This window comes from Sphingobium sp. 3R8 (genome assembly GCF_020166615.1).
Classification (GTDB): Bacteria; Pseudomonadota; Alphaproteobacteria; order Sphingomonadales; family Sphingomonadaceae; genus Sphingobium; species Sphingobium bisphenolicum.
Genome location: NZ_JAIQXR010000003.1, coordinates 26,999 through 46,144 on the forward strand (window position 1 = coordinate 26,999; position 19,146 = coordinate 46,144).

Here is a 19,146-nt window from a genome sequence, read left to right on the forward strand (position 1 = left end):
GGTCCAATGTTAGTTGCTTGCTGCCAAAGCTGCACGCAAGAAGATTGCGAGGATCTATGATGGACGCGAAGACACTGACCCATCTTGAGCGGCTGGAGGCCGAGAGCATCCACATCCTGCGTGAGGTTGTGGCGGAGGCCGAGAAGCCGGTGATGCTCTATTCCGTTGGCAAGGATAGCGCCGTGATGCTGCATCTGGCGCGCAAGGCGTTCTACCCTTCGCCACCGCCCTTCCCGCTGCTGCACGTCGATACGACGTGGAAATTCCAGGAAATGTACAAGCTACGCGACCGAATGGCGCAGGAAAGCGGCATGGAGTTGCTGGTCTATCGCAACCAGGAAGCGATGGACCGCGGTATCAACCCGTTCGATCATGGCGCGCTGCACACCGACATGTGGAAGACGGAAGGCTTGAAGCAGGCGCTCAACCTCTACGGTTTCGACGCGGCGTTCGGTGGCGCGCGACGCGATGAGGAAAAGAGCCGGGCCAAGGAGCGCATCTTCTCCTTCCGCACCGCGTCGCACGGCTGGGATCCCAAAAATCAGCGGCCCGAATTGTGGAACCTCTACAATGCGCGCAAGAACAAGGGCGAGAGCATCCGCATCTTCCCGATCAGCAACTGGACCGAGCTGGATATCTGGCAATATATTCATCTCAACGATGTGCCGATCGTGCCGCTCTATTTCGCGGACGAACGCCCGACGGTGGAGCGCGATGGCATGTTGCTGATGGTCGATGACGATCGCTTCCCGTTGCAACCGGGCGAGACGCCGGTGATGCGCTCGATCCGCTTCCGCACGCTGGGTTGCTATCCGCTGACCGGTGCGGTCGAAAGCACGGCCAAGACCTTGCCCGAAGTGATCCAGGAAACGCTGCTCACCACCACTTCGGAACGGCAGGGCCGCGCGATCGACAAGGATGCGGGCGGCGCCGGCATGGAGAAGAAGAAGCAGGAAGGCTACTTCTGAACCTTCACGCTCCCATCATTCGCCCTGAGCCCGTCGAGGGCTCGGCCGACCGACGGGGGAGCACTTCGCTTCGCTCAGTGGAGAGCTTCGACAAGCTCAGCCCGAACGGGGAATTTAGATTATGACCGACACCATCGCCGATCCCATCTACAAGACCGACGCCCTCATCGCGCAGGATATCGACCAGTATCTCAAGGTGCATGAGCATAAGACGATGCTGCGCTTCATCACCTGCGGATCGGTGGACGACGGCAAGTCGACACTGATCGGCCGCCTGCTCTACGACAGCAAAATGATCTTCGAGGATCAACTGGCCGCGCTGGAAGCGGACAGCAAGCGTGTGGGTACGCAAGGGCAGGAGATCGACTTCGCCCTCCTCGTAGACGGCCTCGCCGCCGAGCGTGAGCAGGGCATCACCATCGACGTCGCCTATCGCTTCTTCGCGACCGAAAAGCGCAAGTTCATCGTCGCCGACACGCCCGGCCACGAACAATATACCCGCAACATGGTGACGGGCGCATCGACCGCCGACCTTGCCGTCATCCTGATCGACGCGCGTAAGGGCATCCTGACCCAGACCCGCCGTCACAGCTATCTCGCGCACCTGATCGGCATTCGCAACATCGTGCTGGCGGTGAACAAGATGGATCTGGTCGGCTACGATCAGGCGGTATTCGACAAGATCGTGGCCGACTATGCCGAATTCGCCCGCTCGATCGGCATCACTGCGTTCACGCCGATGCCAATCTCCGGGTTCAAGGGCGACAATATCACCGGCCCGTCGGACAATACGCCCTGGTATCAGGGGCCTGCGCTGATCGAGCATCTGGAAACGGTGGAGGTCAACAGCGCGGCCGATGCCGACAAGCCGTTCCGCATGGCCGTGCAATGGGTCAACCGCCCCAATCTCGACTTCCGCGGCTTTTCCGGCCAGATCGCAACCGGATCGGTCCGGCCCGGCGACGCGGTCCGCGTCCTGCCCTCCGGCAAGACCAGCACGATCACGCGTATCGTGACGCTCGACGGCGACCTTGACGAAGCCGTGGCCGGTCAGTCGGTCACGCTCTGCTTCGCCGATGAGGTCGACTGCTCGCGCGGCGACGTGATCGCGACATCGGACAACCCGCCGCAGGCGGCCGACCAGTTCGAGGCGACGATCGTCTGGATGGCGGACGAGGAAATGCTGCCGGGCCGTTCCTATTGGCTCAAGATCGGCACCCAGATGGTGACCGCCACGCTGCAGCAGCCCAAATATCAGGTCAACGTCAACACGATGGAGCATCTGGCCGCCAAGACGCTGGAGCTGAACGCCATCGGCGTCGCCAACCTGTCGACCGACAAGCCGATCGTGTTCGAATCCTATGCGGCCAATCGCACGCTGGGCGGCTTCATCCTGATCGACAAGCTTACCAATGCCACGGTGGCGGCGGGTATGCTGCATTTCAGCCTGCGCCGGGCGCAGAATGTCCACTGGCAGGCGACCGATGTCAGCCGCGATTTCCACGCCAATCTGAAAAACCAGAAGCCGGCGGTGCTGTGGTTCACTGGCCTGTCTGGCGCGGGCAAGTCGACCATCGCCAACATTGTCGAAAAGAAGCTGGCGCGGATGAACCGTCACACCTTCCTGCTCGATGGCGACAATGTCCGTCACGGCCTGAACAAGGATCTGGGCTTTACCGATGCCGACCGGGTGGAAAATATCCGCCGCGTGGGCGAAGTGGCGAAGCTGATGACCGACGCCGGCCTCATCGTCATCACCGCCTTCATCTCGCCCTTCCGCGCCGAGCGCGACATGGTGCGCAGCATGATGCAGCCGGGCGAGTTCGTGGAAGTGCACATCGACACGTCACTGGCTGATGCGGAAGCGCGCGACGTCAAGGGGCTCTACAAGAAAGCGCGGTCGGGCCAGCTCAAGAATTTCACCGGCATCGACAGCCCCTATGAAGCACCCGAAGATCCTGAGATCAGGATCGACACGGCGGAGATGACCGCGGAAGAAGCGGCCGAGGCGATCGTCGCGAGGCTGATTCCATGAGCGTCGCTCTATCGGACGCCACGCTCGCCTCCTATCTCGCCGAGATCGCGGGCCGGCTGCTGCTCGACGTGCGCGCGTCGGGCCTGTTCAGCCCGAAGGCGCTGGGCAAGGCGGGGGATCAGACCGCCAACCAGTTTCTCTGCCACGCCCTGCGTGAGCAGAGGCCCGACGACGGGCTGCTGTCCGAAGAGGAAAAGGATAATGACGACCGCCTGGCCAAGAGCCGGGTGTGGATCGTCGATCCGGTCGACGGCACCCGCGAATATGGCGAGGAGCGGGCCGACTGGGCGGTGCATGTGGGCCTGGCGATCGACGGTCAGCCGGTGATCGGTGCGGTCGCACTGCCGGGGCTGGACCCTGAAGGCCGGGGTCGGGGCATGGTGCTGCGCTCCGACGAACCGCTACCGTTGCCACCCGCGCCCGAAAAGCTGCGCATGGTGGTCAGTCGCACCCGCCCCGCCGCCGAAGCGGTCGCGGTCGCGGCGGCGCTGGATGCCGAACTGGTGCCGATGGGATCGGCCGGCGCCAAGGCGATGGCGATCATTCTGGGGCAGGCCGACATCTACCTCCATAGCGGCGGCCAGTTCGAATGGGACAGCATGGCGCCAGTCGCCGTCGCACTCGCCCACGGCCTGCATTGCTCCCGCATCGACGGCTCGCCCCTCGTCTACAACCAGCAGGACGTCTATTTGCCTGACCTGCTGATCTGCCGGACGGAACATGCCGAAGCCGTGCTGGGCCATGTCGCCCGCCTCAAACAGGATGCGATTGACGCCTGACAAGGCAAGGCACAGGATTCTGCGCGGTCAGAACTGATCGCGCAGGGTTCGCATGACCTCGTCCAGGAAATCGACCACCGCCCGGACGCGGGGCAATCCCTCCAGATCGGCGTGCATCACCAGCCAGTAGCTGCGTTGCGCCGCCATGTCTTCCGGCATAATCCGGATCAGCCGCTCGTCCTGTGCGGAAGCGAAGACATGGAGCATCCCCAGTCCCATGCCGGCCGCGACCGCGGCATGTTGCGCTGCGCTCGAACTGGCGCGAAAGCGTATATCTGCGCCTGGCAGCAGTTCATCGAGTGCGATCATTTCGGGAAATCCGGCCAGATCGTCGATATAGGAAACAAAGCCGTGCCGGGCGAGGTCGGCGCGGCTTTCCGGCACCCCTTCCCGCTCCAGATAGTCGCGCGATCCATAAAGGGCGAGACGATAGTCCACCAGCTTGCGTGTCACCAGCCGTCCCCGAGGCGGCGGATTCAGCATCACCGCAATGTCCGCTTCGCGTTTCGAGAGGCTCGCGGCACGGCTTTCCGACGCCAGTTCCAGCGTCAGCCGGGGATGGCGCGCGCGTAACTTCGCGACATGGGGGGCCACCAGATGCGCCGCGCAGGCTTCGGGCGTCGCCAGCCGCACGGTGCCTTCGACATCGCGGTCGCGCCCCTCCACGCTGCTGATCGCCGCCAGCAACTCGCTTTCGATCCGTTCGGCATGACCGACCAGGGCGAAGGCGGCGGGCGTGGGCATCACGCCGCGTGGCGACCTATCGAACAGCCGTGCGCCCAGCGTGCGCTCCATATTGGTCATGCGCCGGGCGACCGTGCTATGATCCACGCCGATACGGCGCGCGGCGGCGAGCATATTGCCTTCGCGCATCACCGCCAGGAAGAGGCGTAGTTCGTCGGAATTCAGCATGGGCAAATCTGCACAATCATTGTGTCATTGCCCCTGTATATCTGCAAAGCCGGCGGGTCTATAGCGCTGGCATTGCATCGTCTGGAGAGGATCAAAAACCATGCGTTCCATCAGCCATTTCATTCACGGGAAAAGCGTGTCCTTCCCCGGCGCGCGCCTGTCGGACGTACTCGATCCATCGACCGGCGCGGTGCAGGCGCAGGTCGAACTCGCCACCCCGTCGCAATTGCAGAAGGCTATGGATTCGGCCCTGTCGGCGCAGCCGGATTGGGCCGCCACCAACCCGCAGCGCCGCGCCCGCGTGATGTTCCGCTTCAAGGAACTGATCGAGGCCAATCTGGACGAGATGGCGCGGATGCTGTCGTCCGAACATGGCAAGGTGATCGCCGATGCCAAGGGCGACATCCAGCGCGGTCTGGAAGTGGTGGAATTCGCCTGCGGTATCCCGCATCTGCTGAAGGGCGACTATACCGAGGGCGCAGGCCCCGGCATCGACGTCTATTCGGTGCGCCAGCCGCTGGGCATCGTCGCGGGCATCACGCCGTTCAATTTCCCCGCAATGATCCCGCTGTGGATGAGCGCGATGGCGATCGCCTGCGGTAACGCCTTCATTCTCAAGCCGTCCGAGCGCGACCCGTCGGTGCCGGTGCGTCTCGCGGAGTTGGCGCTGGAAGCGGGTCTGCCTGCAGGCATCCTCAACGTCGTCCATGGCGACAAGGAAATCGTCGACGCCATCCTCGACCATCCCGATATCAAGGCGGTCAGCTTCGTCGGATCGTCCGACATCGCCAATTATGTCTATCAGCGCGCCGCGGCGAACGGCAAGCGCGCCCAGTGCATGGGCGGCGCGAAGAATCACGGCATCATCCTGCCCGATGCGGACATGGACCAGGCGGTCGCCGACATCGTCGGCGCGGCCTATGGTTCGGCGGGCGAACGCTGCATGGCGTTGCCGGTCGTGACTCCGGTGGGCGAAGCTACGGCGGAAATCTTCCGCACCAAGCTGATCGCCGCGATCGAGACGCTGCGCCCCGGCATCCCGAGCGATCCGGATGCGCAATATGGCCCGCTCGTCACCGGCCAGCATAAGGCAAGGGTGGAAAGCTATATCCAGATGGCAGCGGATGAAGGCGCGGAAATCGTGGTCGACGGGCGCGGCTTCCAGCTTCAGGGCTATGAGGATGGCTTCTACCTCGCCCCCACGCTGATCGACCGGGTCACGCCGCAGATGAAGAGCTATCAGGACGAGATTTTCGGTCCGGTTCTCCAGATATTGCGCGCCGAGACGTTCGAGGAAGCGCTGAGCTATCCGAGCAAGCATCAATATGGCAATGGCGTCGCCATCTTCACCCGCAATGGCGATTACGCCCGCAAGTTTGCGGCGCAGGTCGAAGTCGGCATGGTCGGCATCAACGTGCCGATCCCGGTGCCGGTCGCCTATCACAGCTTCGGCGGTTGGAAGCGCTCGGGCTTCGGCGATCTCGATCAATATGGCGAGGACGGCGTGCGCTTCTACACCCGCACCAAGAAGATCACGCAGCGCTGGCCGACCGGCGGCGCAGTGGTGGACCAGAGCTTCGTCATTCCAACGATGAAATAAGGTTCGCGCGCACTATCGGGAAAAGGGGCCATGGTCGTTGCAGCAACGATCATGGCCCCTTGTTCATGCGGCCATCCTGGCTATTGCGCTCCAAAGCGGATGCGGCGCAGAAAATCCAGCACGCCGTCGCTGAAGGTGTCATTGCTGTCGCCTGCGACCATATGGCCGGCCTCCGGGACGCAATATATTTCGGTCTGTGGCACCAGCCGGACGAGTTCGGCCACGCCTTCGTCATCGACGATGTCGCTCTTGCCGCCGCGCACCAGCAAGGTCGGGATCGACACCCGCCCGCTCACCGCCAGCAACTCCTCGGTCCAGGTGGGCGGTTCGGCGCTGGGCCGTGCCGCCAGCATCCTTGGATCCCAATGCCAGTAGAGACGCCCGTCGTCGTGCAGGCGCAGATTTTTCATGATGCCGGATGCATCGCGCTGCGCCTTGCGTTGCGGATTATAGGCGATGACAGCCGCAAGCGCGTCATCGACGCTGGCGAAGCCGCCCGCATGGGCCTGCATGAATCTCTGGATTTTGGCCACGCCGGCCGGTGCCGGACGTAGCACGATATCGACCAGCACAAGCGCGGTCGCCTGTGGCGCCTGACCCACACCGACCGCGTAGAAACTGGTCATGCCGCCCATGGATGCGCCGACGAGCGCGACCGGGCGGCGATCGCCGATGGCCGCCTGCAAATCCGCGCCGCGCGCCGCGAGCGAATAATCCCCCTCTTCCGACCAACTGCTGTCGCCATGCCCTCGCGCATCGAAATTGATGACATGATAGCCCTCCCCGATCATCCGGCGCATCGCGCCCGACCAGCTATGGCGGGTCTGCCCGCCGCCGTGCAGCAACATGATCGTGGGAGCGTCGATCGGACCGCCGACATCGCCGACCAGCGTCAGTCCATCGCGGGTCGCAAATTCGCGGCGGGATATATCCATCGTCGAGGCATGTTCCGTCATGCGTCCTGCGCTACAATCTTTCCCGCGGATATGCCAGCACGCCAGGCCGGCGCCCCGGCCTGTTTACAAAGGCCGTCGACATTGGCCGTCCGATCGGCATGATCCGACTCATCGCGCAGCCCTGCGCCAAGGAGTTGATTATGCTGTTCTCTTTATCGTTCGCCCGCCCGTTGATGCTGGCCGGCCTGCTGTCCACATCGGCGATCGCGCTGGCTGCGCCACCCAGTTTCGACGTCGCCCGTGTCAGCGCGGACATCAAGACGCTGGCCAGCGACGCCTTTGAAGGGCGCGGTCCGGCGACCCGCGCCGAGGTGAAGACGATCGACTATATTTCCGCGCAAATGAAGGCGGCGGGGCTGAAGCCGGCCGGGCCCAAGGGCAGCTGGTTCCAGGATGTGCCGCTGCGCATGTCGGACATCACTGGCACGCCGGCCCTGTCGATGAATATCGGCGGCAGCGCTGAGGCGCTGACGCAAGGTAGCGAAATCGCGGTGCGCGCGGCCGAGACTGGCCAGTCATCGGTCCAGTTCGCCGACCTGCCGCTGGTCTTCGTCGGCTATGGCGTGAAGGCGCCGGAACGTGGCTGGGACGACTTCAAGGGCGTGGACCTGGAGGGCAAGATCATGGTCGTGCTGGTCAACGACCCGGATTTCGAGGGCGGTGAAGGCGATTTCGGCGGCAAGCTGATGACCTATTATGGCCGCTGGACCTATAAATATGAGGAAGCCGCGCGGCAGGGCGCGGCCGGCGTGCTGGTTGTGCATGAAAGCGAGCCGGCCTCCTATGACTGGGCCACGGTCAAGAACAGCAACACCAACACCATGTTCGACATCGTCCGCGCCGATCCCAAGGCCGCCCATACCCAGATGGAAGGGTGGATGCAGAAGGATCTGGCCGCCAAGCTGCTGGCGGCATCCGGCGTGGATTTCGAGGCGGCCAAGGCTGCGGCGCGCAAGAAGGATTTCAAACCCATCCCCTTGAAAGCCACGATGAGCGCCGACTATGCGGTGAAGTCGGAGATCATTACCTCGCATAATGTCGCGGGGCTGGTGCAGGGCGGCACATATCCCGACGAGACGGTGATCTATTCGGCGCATTGGGACCATCTGGGCATCGGCGCGCCCGATGCGAAGGGCGACACCATCTATAATGGCGCGAAGGACAATGCGTCGGGCACGGCTGCGCTGCTGGAGCTGGCCCGCGCCTATGCCAAGGGGCCGAAGCCCGAGCGCACCGTGCTGTTCCTGGCGGTGACGGCCGAGGAAAAGGGGCTGCTGGGGTCCGAATATTATGCCGACAATCCGCTGCGACCGTTGGCCACTACGGCGGGCGTCGTCAATATGGACGGGCCGTTCGGCATGGAGAAGACGACCAATTTCAGCATTTCCGGCGCGGCGAAGCTGGACCTGCTGACGACGCTGACGCAGGAAGGCGAAAAGCTGGGCCGCCATTACACGCCGGACGCGCGACCGGAAGCGGGCAGTTTCTACCGCTCCGACCATTTCCCGATGGCCAAGCGCGGCGTGCCTGCCATTTCCTTCAATCCGGGCCGCGAGCTGGTGAATGGCGGGGCCGAGCGGGGCAAGCTGTTGCAGGACGCTTATACCAAGGATCGCTATCACCAGCCGGCGGACGAATATGACGCCAATTGGGATACGAGCAGCTGGGTCGGCGACCTGACCCTGCTCTATAATGTCGGGCGGCGCGTGGCGGACAGTCATGACTGGCCCAACTGGTCGGCGGACAGCGAATTCCGCGCAACCCGCGATGCCACGGCGGCGCAGCGGAAGTAGGATAGTATAACCATAAGCTATGCCCCGGTCAGTTCGGCCCGATTGCCGATGCTGACCGGGGAGAGGATCATGGCGGCTCTGCCGAGGAGCCGCCATGACCATTGCCCGATCCCTGAACGCCATCGCCACCGTATCGCTGCGCGGGACGCTGGAGGAGAAACTGAAGGCGGCGGCTGCTGCGGGTTTTGCCGGGGTCGAGATTTTCGAAAATGATCTGGTCGGGTCATCCCTGTCGCCGAAAGAGGTGCGGGCGATGCTGGACGACCTCGGCCTCGCCTGCATGCTCTATCAGCCCTTCCGCGATTTCGAGGGGTTGCCGGGCGACCTTCGCCGTCGCGCCTTCGACCGGGCGCAGGCCAAGTTCGACCTGATGGAAGAGCTGGGGACCGACCGCATCCTCTTCTGTTCCAGTTGCCATCCCGCCGCATTGGGCGAACGTGACCGGATCGTCGATGATTTCCGCGAACTGGGCGGGATCGCGCAGAAACGCGGCATCATCGTCGGCTATGAGGCGCTGGCCTGGGGCCGGCATGTCAACGACCATCGCGACGCCTGGGCGATCGTGGAGGCGGTGGACCATCCGAATATCGGTATCATCCTCGACAGCTATCATTCGCTGTCGCGCCAGATTCCGAGCGAGAGCATTCAGGCGATACCGGGTAACAAGATCGCTTTCGTGCAACTGGCCGACGCGCCGCTGCTCGACATGGACCTGCTTTACTGGAGCCGTCATTTCCGCAACTTGCCGGGACAGGGCGGGCTGGATGTCGCGGGCTTCGTGGCGGAGATATTGCGCACCGGTTATGACGGGCCGCTGAGCCTGGAGATCTTCAACGATCGCTTCCGGTCCAACGCCGCGCGGCTGGTGGCGGAGGATGGGCATCGGTCGCTCGACTATATCCGCGATGCCGCGCAACGGCTGATCGCCCAGCCGACCGCCATGCCCGCACCGCAGCCCGTGCTGGGCTGCGAGTTTGTGGAGTTCACCGCCGATGGCAGCGATGCCGCGCGGCTGGGCAGCAGCTTCGCGTCGCTGGGCTTCACGCTGGTGGGCGAGCATCGCCACAAGAAGGTGACGCGGTGGCGGCAGGGCGGCGTCAACCTGATCGTCAATGCCGAGCCGAAGGGCTTTGCCAGCGCCTATCGCGCGACCCAGGGCACGGCGATCTGCGCCATCGGCGTGCGGGTGAAGGACAAGGCGGCCGTGCTGGCCCGCGCCGCCGCGCTGGGGATCAAGGCCTATAGCCCCGAAGGGCGACCGGGCCGGATGGCGATGCCGGCGCTGCGCGGGGTTGGCGGCAGCCTCATCTATCTGATCGACGATCATGAGGTGGAGGGGCTGTGGGCGCGCGAGTTCGACGCGGTGGAGATGGATGCAGATGCCATCGGCGCCGATGTGCGCGGCATCGACCATCTGGCCGCCGTCGTCCATAATGACGAATTCCTGTCCTGGCAGCTATACTGGCGTTCGCTGTTCGGGCTGGAGGCGCGCGGACCGCAGGATGTGATCGACCCATCGGGACTGGTCCATAGTCAGGCGTTGCAGTCGGCGGACGGCGCGTTCCGGGTGACGATCAATGCGTCCGATGCGCGGGAAACCCTGTCCTCCCGCTTCCTCGACCATGGCTTTGGCGGCGGGTATCAGCATGTCGCGCTGACCACCGACGACATCTTCGCGACGGCCAGGGGCTTGCGGGACCATGGCGCGGCGATGCTGGCGATACCGGCCAATTATCATGCCGACCTTGCCGCACGCTTCGACCTCGACGCGGCGATGGCAGCGCGGATGGCGGCGGACGGCGTCCTCTATGACGAGGATGGCGATGGGGCGAGCTTCTGGCAGATGTATAGCCGCGCCTTCGACAAGCTGTTCTTCTTCGAATTCGTCCAGCGGGCGAAGAGCTATGCGGGCTATGGCGCGCCCAATGCCGGGGTACGGCTGGCGGCGCAGAACCGGTTCCGGCCGGACGCGATCCCGGCGGCGACATTGTAGGAATATGGGCGCTTAACTTCGCATATTTCCCGCTGAATGCGACATTTCAGAATACATGTTGGAAATTATCGAACAATGTCCGTTCGTCCTGAGCCTGTCGAAGGACGGTCCTTCGACAGGCTCAGGACGAACGGCAAATAGCATATTACGGGTTACGGGCGCTGTAGGACAGCGCCCTGCCCTTACAGGATGAGCTTGATCGTCGCCCCCGCCACCACGGCATCGGGATAACGATCGGTCGCGCCGACGCGGTGGATATATTGGAGGTTGGGGCGCAGCAGCAATTGGCGGGTCGCCTGCCAGCCATAGAAGATTTCGCCGCTCATCTCATGCGTCTGGACCGCGACATCCTGCCCCAGCGAGAGCTGATCGCGCTGGCGATCGGTGACGCGCGGATTGACGCGGGCATAGACGAGGCCGAGGCCAAAATTATCCTTGGGCCGGCCGTCCCACAGGCCGCGTGCGACGAAGCCGCCGCTGATGAAGGTCGGCACCCGCGCGGTGTGGCGATCCGACAAAGTGAGCGTGCCGAACAGGCTGAGGCCGCGATCGCCCGGCCCGAAGCGGACGATCATCTGTTCGCCCATGACCCAGGCGCTCCACCGTTCCTGCCGCATGGCGGGCGACAGGCCGGACAGGACATAGGAATCGCCGTTGATATCGTCGCGTACATCGGCGCGGTCGGTGGTGTCGACCAGCCCGCCTACGCGAAACAGGCCCGGCAGGCCGCCCGGCTTCTGCCCTGTCTTCAGCCCCAGCTCGACCGGAAAGACGAAGCTGTCGAAGCGCGGCGCCAGTTTCCACCCTGCCCCGGTCTGGGCGCGGAAAGCGTTGACCTCGAAACCTGCGACAGTGACGCTGAGGTTGGGCGCGATCTCCTGTCGGACGCGCAGGCCCCAACGCGGGATCGGGAAGCCCGAAAAGCCGCTATTGTAGAAGAGCGTGGTCGGGCGCGGGCAGAAGGCGAAATTCTGGAACTGGCAACCGCTGGGCAAGGTCGCGAAATCGTCACCCGTATGATAAAGGCCGAATTTCAGCGCGGTCTTGCCGCCGTTCAACTTCTGTTCGTAGCTGAGTTCGGCCGGACGCAGATCCTGACCGCCGCCGAATAATTCCTGCACTTCGAACAGATTGCCGAGGCGGGTCGCGGTCAGATCCTCCCCCTTGCGGTGGATGATCGTGGCGATCAGCTTGCCGCCATTGAGGCCGAACGCCTTGCCCGTGTCGATCGAGGCGGAGGCGAGCAATTGCTGCGTGTAAGCCGCGCCGCCGTCCCGCCCGCCGGTGATGCTTGCTGCGCTTTCGGAGACATAGGAGAAGGTGAGATCGACGCCCTTGTCCTTCAGCCGTGAGCGCCAGCCGGGCTTGTCGGCCGGGGCGGCTGGCGGCGGTGTCTGGGGGCCGGCGGATGGTCCCTGCAACTGCGCGGCTTTTGCCAGCACGACCGGCGCAGGCACGACGATGGCAGGGGGCGTGTCGGCGATCATGCGGCGGCTCCTGCGCTGGCGCGGTCGAAATCGCGGAGCATCCGCGCGGAATCCGGTTCGGTTCCCGTGAACAGGGCGAAGGCGTGGGCCGCCTGCATCACCGCCATGCCGCCGCCGGTCAGCGTCGCGCAGCCTTTCGCCTGCGCGGCGGCGAGCAATGCGGTCTGGAGCGGGAAATAGATGATGTCCGACACCCATTGATCGGCGGTCAGCAAATCCGGATCGAAGGGCAGGCCGGGATGGCTGAGCATGCCGATCGGCGATGTCTGGACCACGCCGTCGGCGCCGCTGATGGCAGCCTGCGCCGTGGGGGCGGCCCTCACTTGCGCCGCGGGGAAGAGCGCGGCGAGACGATGAGCCAGCGCCTGCGCGCGGTCTTGTGCCGGATCGAACAGGGTCAGGCGGGTGGCGCCCAGGTCGAGATGGGCATAGCCGACCGCCGCCGCCGCGCCGCCTGCGCCGATCATCGCGACATGGGCGCGCTTGTGCTGGCCAAGGCCGGCGAGGAAGTGGGCGCGGTAGCCGGACCAGTCCGTATTGTCGCCATAGGTGCGGCCATGTTCGAACAGGATGGTGTTGACCGCGCCCAGCGCCTTGGCCGCAGGCGACAGGCTGTCGAGCAGTGGTGTCACATCCTGCTTGAAGGGATGGGTGACGTTGATGCCGTCGAAGCCCATGGCCCCCAGCAGGGGGATAAGGCGCGGCAGGCCCGCCGCGTCATAGCCCATCACTTCGCCGTCGAGGATGCGATAGACCATCGGCAGGCCGAGCGCGCGGGCTTCGTCTTCATGCATTTGCGGGCTGCGCGATCCGGCGATGCCGCTGCCGATCAGGCCGCAGAGGATGGACGCGACCGGTCGGCCCGTATCCGATACGGGGGTCTGGAACATGGGATTTGTCCTTGGTCGAGAGGTTCAGGCGGCCTTGGGCAGGCGGATGAGCGCGGCGCATAGGCCCGCCAGCACCACCGGCACCGCGAAAATGCCGAAGATCACCGGCAGCGACACCTTCGCCGCGAGCAGGAAGCCACCGAGCATCGGGCCGATCACCGCGCCAATCCGGCCGACGCCCATGGCCCAGCCGATGCCAGTGCCGCGCGCTTCGGGCGGATAGAGGCTGGCGGCGAGCGGATAGCAGCCGTTGAAGCCGCCCTGCACGAAGACGCCGACCAGGAAGGCGGTGCCCAGTGTCGCGGCGAGCGGCATGGCGACCGACCCGAAGACCGTGAGCGCGGCGGCGGCGAGCGTCATATAAAGCAGGATCAGGCGGCGCAGGTCGAAGCGCATGGCGACGAGGCCGATCGAGGAGGTGCCGATGAAGGCGCCGATATTGTAGATGGCGCCGGCATAGATGGCGTCCTTGGCCGGAAGGCCGGCCTCGACCGCCAGCTTGGGAATCCAGCTGATGACGAAATAGAGCGTCATGAAGCTGAAGGTGATGGCCAGCCAGAGCAGGATGGTGCTGGGCGCGCGGCCTTCGCTGAGCAGGCCGCGCACGCCGGCATGGCGGGTTTCGCTGGTCTGCTGCGCGGGCAGCGCGTCCAGTTGCGGCTGGCCGATCGAGGCGAGCAGCTTGTTCGCTTTCGCCAGCGCGCCCTTGGGCTGGCGGCTGAGCAGGAAGGCGATGGATTCGGGCAGCAGCAGCCAGACCAGCGGGATGGCGATGGCGCAGAGAGCCGCCGCGCCCAGCAGCATCGCCTGCCAGCCATGGGTGGTGACGTGGCTGGCGACGACGAAGCCGGTCAACGTCGCGCCGACGGGATAGCCGGCCTGCAAGAAACCGACCGCGAAGGTGCGATGCTTTTCGGGGGCATATTCGGCGGTGAGCGCGGCCATGCTGGCCAGCACCGTACCGATGCCGATGCCGACGACGAAGCGGCTGGCAATCAGTTCGGGGATGGAGGTGGCGATGCCCGATGCGAACATCGCGGCGGCCATCATGATGAGCGAGGCGAGGATCAGCTTGCGCCGGCCGAAGCGGTCGGCCAACGGCGCTATGAGCAGCCCGCCCGCCGCCATGCCGGCAAGGCCCGCGCTGAACACGACGCCCAGGCTTTCGGGGCTGACCTGCCAGTCGGACGACAGCGCAGGTGCGATATAGGAGAGGATCAGCACATCCATGCCGTCGAGCATGTTGAGGATGAAGCAGGTCGCGACGACGAGGATCTGGCGGGCGGTCCAGACGCTGTCGGACGCTGGGGCCGACGCGTGCGTGGACGGCGTATCCACGGTCACATAGGGCCGGACGGAAACGGTGCCGCTGGCGGAATAGCTGGCCATCGAAAAAACGCCTTTCATCCTCTCGCGGGGCGGACCATGCCCCATAGCTCTAACCAACCCGGTGCCGTATCTGGTTCTATTCTGCGGGTCTGGCTACCATGTTGCGATCGTTCCTTTCTTTCCAGCGTTTCAAACGCGCTTTGCCATGCCCTTATGTTATGGCTTTGGCCGAGGAACGCCCAGCAATATGGTGCGGGCGATCTCTTCGAACGTTTCGCCGATGATCGCGCGCGGCGATTCCAGATTGCGGTTGATATAGACCGGCAGCGTCCCCGGATCGTCGAACTCCAGGAAGCGCACGGTTTCGGCATGGGCCTGCATCGCGGTGAAGCTGTCCACCAGCGCCACGCCCATGCCGTTGGCGACGAAGGCGACTGCGGTTTCGGCGAAGCGGATATAGGTCTCTACCTCCAGCGCCTGCCCCGCCCGCGCGAACATGTCGGCGATGATGCGGCCGTGCGGCGTGTCCGGGCGAAAGGATTGCAGCTGTTCGTCGGCGATGTCGGCCACGCTGATCTGCGTCCGGTCGGCCAGTCGATGGCTTGCGGGCACCGCGCAGACCATCCGCCCGGCCCCGATCCGGCTGGACAGGATATTGGGATGGTCGATGGGGAAGACGCTCAGCGCATAATCGCCCCGCTGCAGCGCCAGATAATCGGACGCCTGTTCAACCGACAGGATGTCGAACTGGATGGTGAGGCCGGGATAGTTGGCGGTCAGCCGGGCCAGCATCCTGGGCACCACCGAATGACCGAGCGAAGGGGACGCGCCGACCCGGAAAGTCCGGTCCTCTCCCTTGGCCAGCCGTTTGATGACATGGTTGAGATCCTCGAACCCCTTGTAGACATGTTCGACTTCCTGGAACAGCACGCGCGCTTCATGGGTCGGCACCAGTCGGCCGCGCGTCCGGTCGAACAGCCGGAAATGCAGCTTGTCCTCCATATGGCCGAGCATCCGGCTGAGGCCCGGCTGCGACGTGCCGAGCATTTGCGCTGCGGCGCTGATCGTCTTGGCGATCATGATGGCGCGGAATATTTCGATCTGGCGCAGGGTGAGCATGTCGCCCTGTAGCATCATTTCAGCGCCTTGGCGCGGGCTTGCGCGGACGCTTGAACCAGAAGGACCAGACCGCAAGCGTGCCGAGCAATGCCATGGCGAGGCCCGAAAGGCTCATCACCAGTCGATAGGCGAGACCGCCGACCTTGGCGGCATGGAGCGGATAGAGCATATTGTAGCCCCTTACCGTACCAGGCAGTTGTGCCGCGTCGCGCGCATCGACGAGGGCGCCCGTGTCGGCAGCGAACCAGAGGGTGGTGCGGCCATTGGGCAGCCATTCCGGCGGCCGCTTCATGCGGATGGTGATGAGGCCGCTCTTCTTGCGCGGCAGCGACAGGCTGCGCAACTGGGCATCGGGGAAACGGACATGGGCGGTGCGGATCATCGCCGCCCAGTCCAGATGCTTGCCCAGTTCCGCCACGCGCGGCGGCGGCGCGGCGAGCGACCGGTCGATCTGCGCGGGTGCGCCCGGACCGAACAGGATCGCCGCCATCGGACGGAATATCAGGATCGCGCCTGTCATCAAAGATAGCAGCAAGAGCGGCGCGACGACGATGCCCAAATCGCGATGGTGACGCACGATGGAGGAACGGCTCATCCGCGCCGGCCACAGACGAAAGGCAAAGGTCTTGCGCGTCCGCCACCACAGCAGCACGCCGGTGACGACGAAGAACAGGCCGCACAGCGCCGCCAGCCCGATCACGGTGTCGCCGACCTCACCCATGAAGAGATGATGGTGCAGGTCGAACAGCCACAATTCGGGCCGCTGCCACTGGCTGTCCCATTGCATCACCAGCGCACCCGCCTGATCGGCATAGGCGCCCTTCCCGCCTTTATAGGCCAGGCGCAACAGGCCGAAATCGTCGGAGGCGTAGGTGATCGATTGCGGCATGGGACCGGTCGTCATCAGATGCTGCGTCGTTGCCGCCAGCGACCCCATGTCGGTCACCCGGACGTCGCCGGCATGGGGCGCAAAGGTCAAACTGTCGCGATGCACCAGAAACAGGCCGGTCAGGCCCAGCACCGCCAGCAGCAGGCCGACGATGCCACCGGTCCAGCGATGCAGGCTGTCGAGCAGTCTCATTAGAAGCGATAGTCCCAGGACAGGGTGACATTGCGCCCGCGTCCGGCGAAATAATGGGCATTGTCGTTGGGACGGACGGTCTGGCTGTAATAGTCGATATAGAAGGTGTCGAAGATATTCTGCGCCGCCAGCGTCAGCGCGCCGAAGCCGGTCTGATAGCGCAGCGACAGGTCGGTCACGTCATAGCCATCGAACCGGTAGAGCGGGTTGTAATTGCCCGGCGCGCGTTCGAACTGGCGGGCCAGGAAGAATTGCGTCTGGATGCGCGCCGACAGCGGGCCGTGCACATAGCTGGCGGCAACGTTGAGGCGATCGGGCGAGATGTTGGCGCCGTCCAGATCGCGATCGACCTTGTCCACGCCGTCCGTCGCATTTCCGTCGGTGCGGCCGATCAGATGGGCATAGCCGGTCGACAGGGTCAGGCCGGGCAGAGGCGTCTTGACGCTGAGATTGAGTTCGAGGCCCTGAATTTCCACGCGCTGGCGCTGGATTTCGAACGGTGAGCCGATCGCGGTCTGGACCAGTAGCGATCCATTCTTGCTGGTCGACCAGAAATAGGCGGCGCTGGCGTCAAGCGGGCCGCGCTTCACTTCCACGCCGACTTCGCGATTGTTGGATACGATCGGTTCGATATTCACATAATCGTCGATATCGACCCCGGCCTGCCCGACGGCGCGGGCAATGCGGCCGACGTCCGGCACGGTATAGCCTTCTGCATAGCTGGCATAAACGCGGATGCCGCTCCAAGGCTCCAGGATGACGCCGCCATTGACCAGCGTATCGCTGAAGCGCGGCGTGCCGCCCGATACCGCAAAGCCGCCATAGCTGGCGAGCGTGGTATAATCGTCGATGCCGATCTTCACATCTTCATGACGGATGCCGGCGGCGATGCGCAGCTTCTTGTCGAACAGGGCCAGGTTTGCCTGCGCGAAGGGCGCGATGCTGCGATAGTCTGTCGGCGGCACCCAACTGCGACCGGTGGCGATCAGCCTTTGTTCGGTGAGGTCGTAGAGCGCATCGACGCCGACGATCGCGGTCAGCGCCTCGAACCCCGGAATGCTGCGTTCATAGCTGAGCTTGCCGCCATATTTGCGGCTGCGATTCTGCGACTGGTCGAACAGCGCGCCGATCGGCGCGAGCGCCGCATCCTGGAAGGTCGCAATCGGCGCAATTTCACCGCCATAGGTGTCGCGCGAGCGGTTGAAGAAAATCTGGGCGATCAGATTGCCGCCGGCCAGGTCCGTGTCGGTCAGGGTCAGCGCCGCGCTTTCGGTGCGGCTGGTGGCCGGCACGCCCGGTGGCGTCCCGCGCACGGAGCTGGTCGGCCGATCGATGCGATAATCGCCGTTGGACGCGATATAATCGCCCTCCCCCTTCAACTGGAACCGGCTCATGGTCAGGTCGAGGCGCGCCGTGTCGCTCAACGCATAGCCGAAGCGGCCGAACAGCGACCAGCTGCGGCTGTCCTGGGTTTCGCCCTGGGTCAGGTCGGTGCCGATACGGTTGCCATGGCCATCATAGAAGACGCCCCGCTTTTCATAAGCCGCCCCGACCATCGCGTCCCAGCGCCCGCCGCGCCAGGCCAGCAGACCAGCGACCTTGCCGCCGACGCCGTCGCCGTGGAATCCGGTGTCGGCATTGCCCTGCATCAGCATACGTCCCGACAGGCCATCGCTCTTCGGCGGCGCGACCGTCACTTGGTTGACGATGCCACCGGTGCCGCCAATCCCCTGCAAGGCGTTGGAGCCATAAATCAGCTCGACCCGATCGACGAAGAAGGGGTCGATGGTGAAACCGTCACGCGCGCCGTCGCGCAGCGGCGCGGTCTGCGGAATGCCGTTGATCGCATAGAGCGGCGACCGGCCGCGCAGCGTTTCGCCGGCGCCCGACAATTTCTGCCGGGTAGGAGAGAAGGAGGGCGTCAGCGCCGACACTGCGTCCACGATGGAACCGCCAATGGCGACCTGCTGATTGAGGCTTTCCTGGTCGATCACGTCGATCGTCAGCGGCAGGGCGTTGGCCGGCAACACCGAGCGTGCGGCCGTCACCACGATCGGATCGCTATCCTCGGCACGCGCGGCGGTGGACGCCATCGCGGCGAGACCGGCGAGGGACCAGGCTGCGCGTGAAAGCGCGGTGCCGTTGAACAGGATTGCGGCGCGGATATTCATAATGTCCCCCAGAGTTACGCGCCGCTCCGCTAG

At 64.5% G+C, this 19,146-nt stretch carries 14 protein-coding genes; 6 read left to right on the top strand and 8 right to left on the bottom strand.

The window, feature by feature from the left end; genetic code table 11:
- Positions 1-56: 56 nt before the first annotated feature.
- The 3 genes from cysD to K9B33_RS03655 all read left to right on the top strand — a co-directional run bounded on the left by cysD (position 57) and on the right by K9B33_RS03655 (position 3,782).
- Positions 57-968 carry a sulfate adenylyltransferase subunit CysD gene (gene cysD / locus K9B33_RS03645; protein ID WP_224546771.1) on the top strand — a complete coding sequence of 304 codons (912 nt, stop codon included), beginning with the start codon at positions 57-59 and terminating at the stop codon, positions 966-968.
- A gap of 121 nt (positions 969-1,089) precedes the next feature.
- Complete coding sequence (gene cysN / locus K9B33_RS03650; RefSeq protein ID WP_224546772.1) at positions 1,090-3,003, top strand: sulfate adenylyltransferase subunit CysN; 1,914 nt, start codon at positions 1,090-1,092, stop codon at positions 3,001-3,003.
- Positions 3,000-3,782: a 3'(2'),5'-bisphosphate nucleotidase CysQ gene (locus tag K9B33_RS03655; protein WP_224546773.1), complete on the top strand. Its 783-nt coding sequence runs from the start codon at positions 3,000-3,002 to the stop codon at positions 3,780-3,782. Before cysN ends, K9B33_RS03655 begins: the two co-directional genes overlap by 4 nt.
- 27 nt (positions 3,783-3,809) lie before the next feature.
- Here K9B33_RS03655 and K9B33_RS03660 read toward each other — a convergent pair whose 3' ends face one another.
- A complete protein-coding gene (locus tag K9B33_RS03660; protein ID WP_224546774.1) occupies positions 3,810-4,694 on the bottom strand; it encodes a LysR family transcriptional regulator in 885 nt (294 codons plus the stop codon).
- A gap of 100 nt (positions 4,695-4,794) precedes the next feature.
- On the opposite strand from K9B33_RS03660, the gene K9B33_RS03665 reads away from it, so the two are divergent.
- Entirely contained in the window at positions 4,795-6,294 is a 1,500-nt protein-coding gene (locus tag K9B33_RS03665; protein ID WP_224546777.1) for a CoA-acylating methylmalonate-semialdehyde dehydrogenase, read from the top strand.
- 80 nt (positions 6,295-6,374) lie between these two features.
- Here K9B33_RS03665 and K9B33_RS03670 read toward each other — a convergent pair whose 3' ends face one another.
- Entirely contained in the window at positions 6,375-7,250 is an 876-nt protein-coding gene (locus tag K9B33_RS03670; protein WP_224546779.1) for an alpha/beta fold hydrolase, read from the bottom strand.
- Between the two features lie 140 nt (positions 7,251-7,390).
- On the opposite strand from K9B33_RS03670, the gene K9B33_RS03675 reads away from it, so the two are divergent.
- Complete coding sequence (locus K9B33_RS03675) at positions 7,391-9,043, top strand: M28 family peptidase (RefSeq protein ID WP_224546781.1); 1,653 nt, start codon at positions 7,391-7,393, stop codon at positions 9,041-9,043.
- 94 nt (positions 9,044-9,137) lie between these two features.
- Positions 9,138-11,036 carry a bifunctional sugar phosphate isomerase/epimerase/4-hydroxyphenylpyruvate dioxygenase family protein gene (locus K9B33_RS03680; RefSeq protein WP_224546782.1) on the top strand — a complete coding sequence of 633 codons (1,899 nt, stop codon included), beginning with the start codon at positions 9,138-9,140 and terminating at the stop codon, positions 11,034-11,036.
- 182 nt (positions 11,037-11,218) lie between these two features.
- On the opposite strand, the gene K9B33_RS03685 is transcribed toward K9B33_RS03680, so the two are convergent.
- The 6 genes from K9B33_RS03685 to K9B33_RS03710 all read right to left on the bottom strand — a co-directional run bounded on the left by K9B33_RS03685 (position 11,219) and on the right by K9B33_RS03710 (position 19,113).
- Entirely contained in the window at positions 11,219-12,523 is a 1,305-nt protein-coding gene (locus K9B33_RS03685) for a carbohydrate porin (RefSeq protein WP_224546784.1), read from the bottom strand.
- Positions 12,520-13,413, bottom strand: a complete 894-nt coding sequence (locus K9B33_RS03690; RefSeq protein ID WP_224546787.1) for a shikimate dehydrogenase — start codon at positions 13,411-13,413, stop codon at positions 12,520-12,522. Before K9B33_RS03690 ends, K9B33_RS03685 begins: the two co-directional genes overlap by 4 nt.
- A gap of 24 nt (positions 13,414-13,437) precedes the next feature.
- Positions 13,438-14,802: an MFS transporter gene (locus tag K9B33_RS03695; RefSeq protein ID WP_224546789.1), complete on the bottom strand. Its 1,365-nt coding sequence runs from the start codon at positions 14,800-14,802 to the stop codon at positions 13,438-13,440.
- A 156-nt stretch (positions 14,803-14,958) separates the two neighbouring features.
- On the bottom strand, positions 14,959-15,879 hold the full coding sequence (locus tag K9B33_RS03700; protein WP_224546791.1) for a LysR substrate-binding domain-containing protein: 921 nt from the start codon (positions 15,877-15,879) through the stop codon (positions 14,959-14,961).
- Position 15,880: 1 nt separating this feature from the next.
- Positions 15,881-16,942, bottom strand: a complete 1,062-nt coding sequence (locus K9B33_RS03705) for a PepSY-associated TM helix domain-containing protein (protein WP_224546793.1) — start codon at positions 16,940-16,942, stop codon at positions 15,881-15,883.
- Entirely contained in the window at positions 16,942-19,113 is a 2,172-nt protein-coding gene (locus K9B33_RS03710; RefSeq protein ID WP_411973984.1) for a TonB-dependent receptor, read from the bottom strand. The genes K9B33_RS03705 and K9B33_RS03710 overlap by 1 nt, the downstream gene beginning before the upstream one ends.
- Positions 19,114-19,146: the final 33 nt, after the last annotated feature.

Coding starts and splice junctions, on each gene's coding strand:
- cysD (WP_224546771.1), top strand. CDS start 57: ATGATGGACGCGAAGACACTGACCCATCTTGAGCGGCTGGAGGCCGAG.
- cysN (WP_224546772.1), top strand. CDS start 1,090: ATGACCGACACCATCGCCGATCCCATCTACAAGACCGACGCCCTCATC.
- K9B33_RS03655 (WP_224546773.1), top strand. CDS start 3,000: ATGAGCGTCGCTCTATCGGACGCCACGCTCGCCTCCTATCTCGCCGAG.
- K9B33_RS03660 (WP_224546774.1), bottom strand. CDS start 4,694: ATGCTGAATTCCGACGAACTACGCCTCTTCCTGGCGGTGATGCGCGAA.
- K9B33_RS03665 (WP_224546777.1), top strand. CDS start 4,795: ATGCGTTCCATCAGCCATTTCATTCACGGGAAAAGCGTGTCCTTCCCC.
- K9B33_RS03670 (WP_224546779.1), bottom strand. CDS start 7,250: ATGACGGAACATGCCTCGACGATGGATATATCCCGCCGCGAATTTGCG.
- K9B33_RS03675 (WP_224546781.1), top strand. CDS start 7,391: ATGCTGTTCTCTTTATCGTTCGCCCGCCCGTTGATGCTGGCCGGCCTG.
- K9B33_RS03680 (WP_224546782.1), top strand. CDS start 9,138: ATGACCATTGCCCGATCCCTGAACGCCATCGCCACCGTATCGCTGCGC.
- K9B33_RS03685 (WP_224546784.1), bottom strand. CDS start 12,523: ATGATCGCCGACACGCCCCCTGCCATCGTCGTGCCTGCGCCGGTCGTG.
- K9B33_RS03690 (WP_224546787.1), bottom strand. CDS start 13,413: ATGTTCCAGACCCCCGTATCGGATACGGGCCGACCGGTCGCGTCCATC.
- K9B33_RS03695 (WP_224546789.1), bottom strand. CDS start 14,802: ATGGCCAGCTATTCCGCCAGCGGCACCGTTTCCGTCCGGCCCTATGTG.
- K9B33_RS03700 (WP_224546791.1), bottom strand. CDS start 15,879: ATGATGCTACAGGGCGACATGCTCACCCTGCGCCAGATCGAAATATTC.
- K9B33_RS03705 (WP_224546793.1), bottom strand. CDS start 16,942: ATGAGACTGCTCGACAGCCTGCATCGCTGGACCGGTGGCATCGTCGGC.
- K9B33_RS03710 (WP_411973984.1), bottom strand. CDS start 19,113: ATGAATATCCGCGCCGCAATCCTGTTCAACGGCACCGCGCTTTCACGC.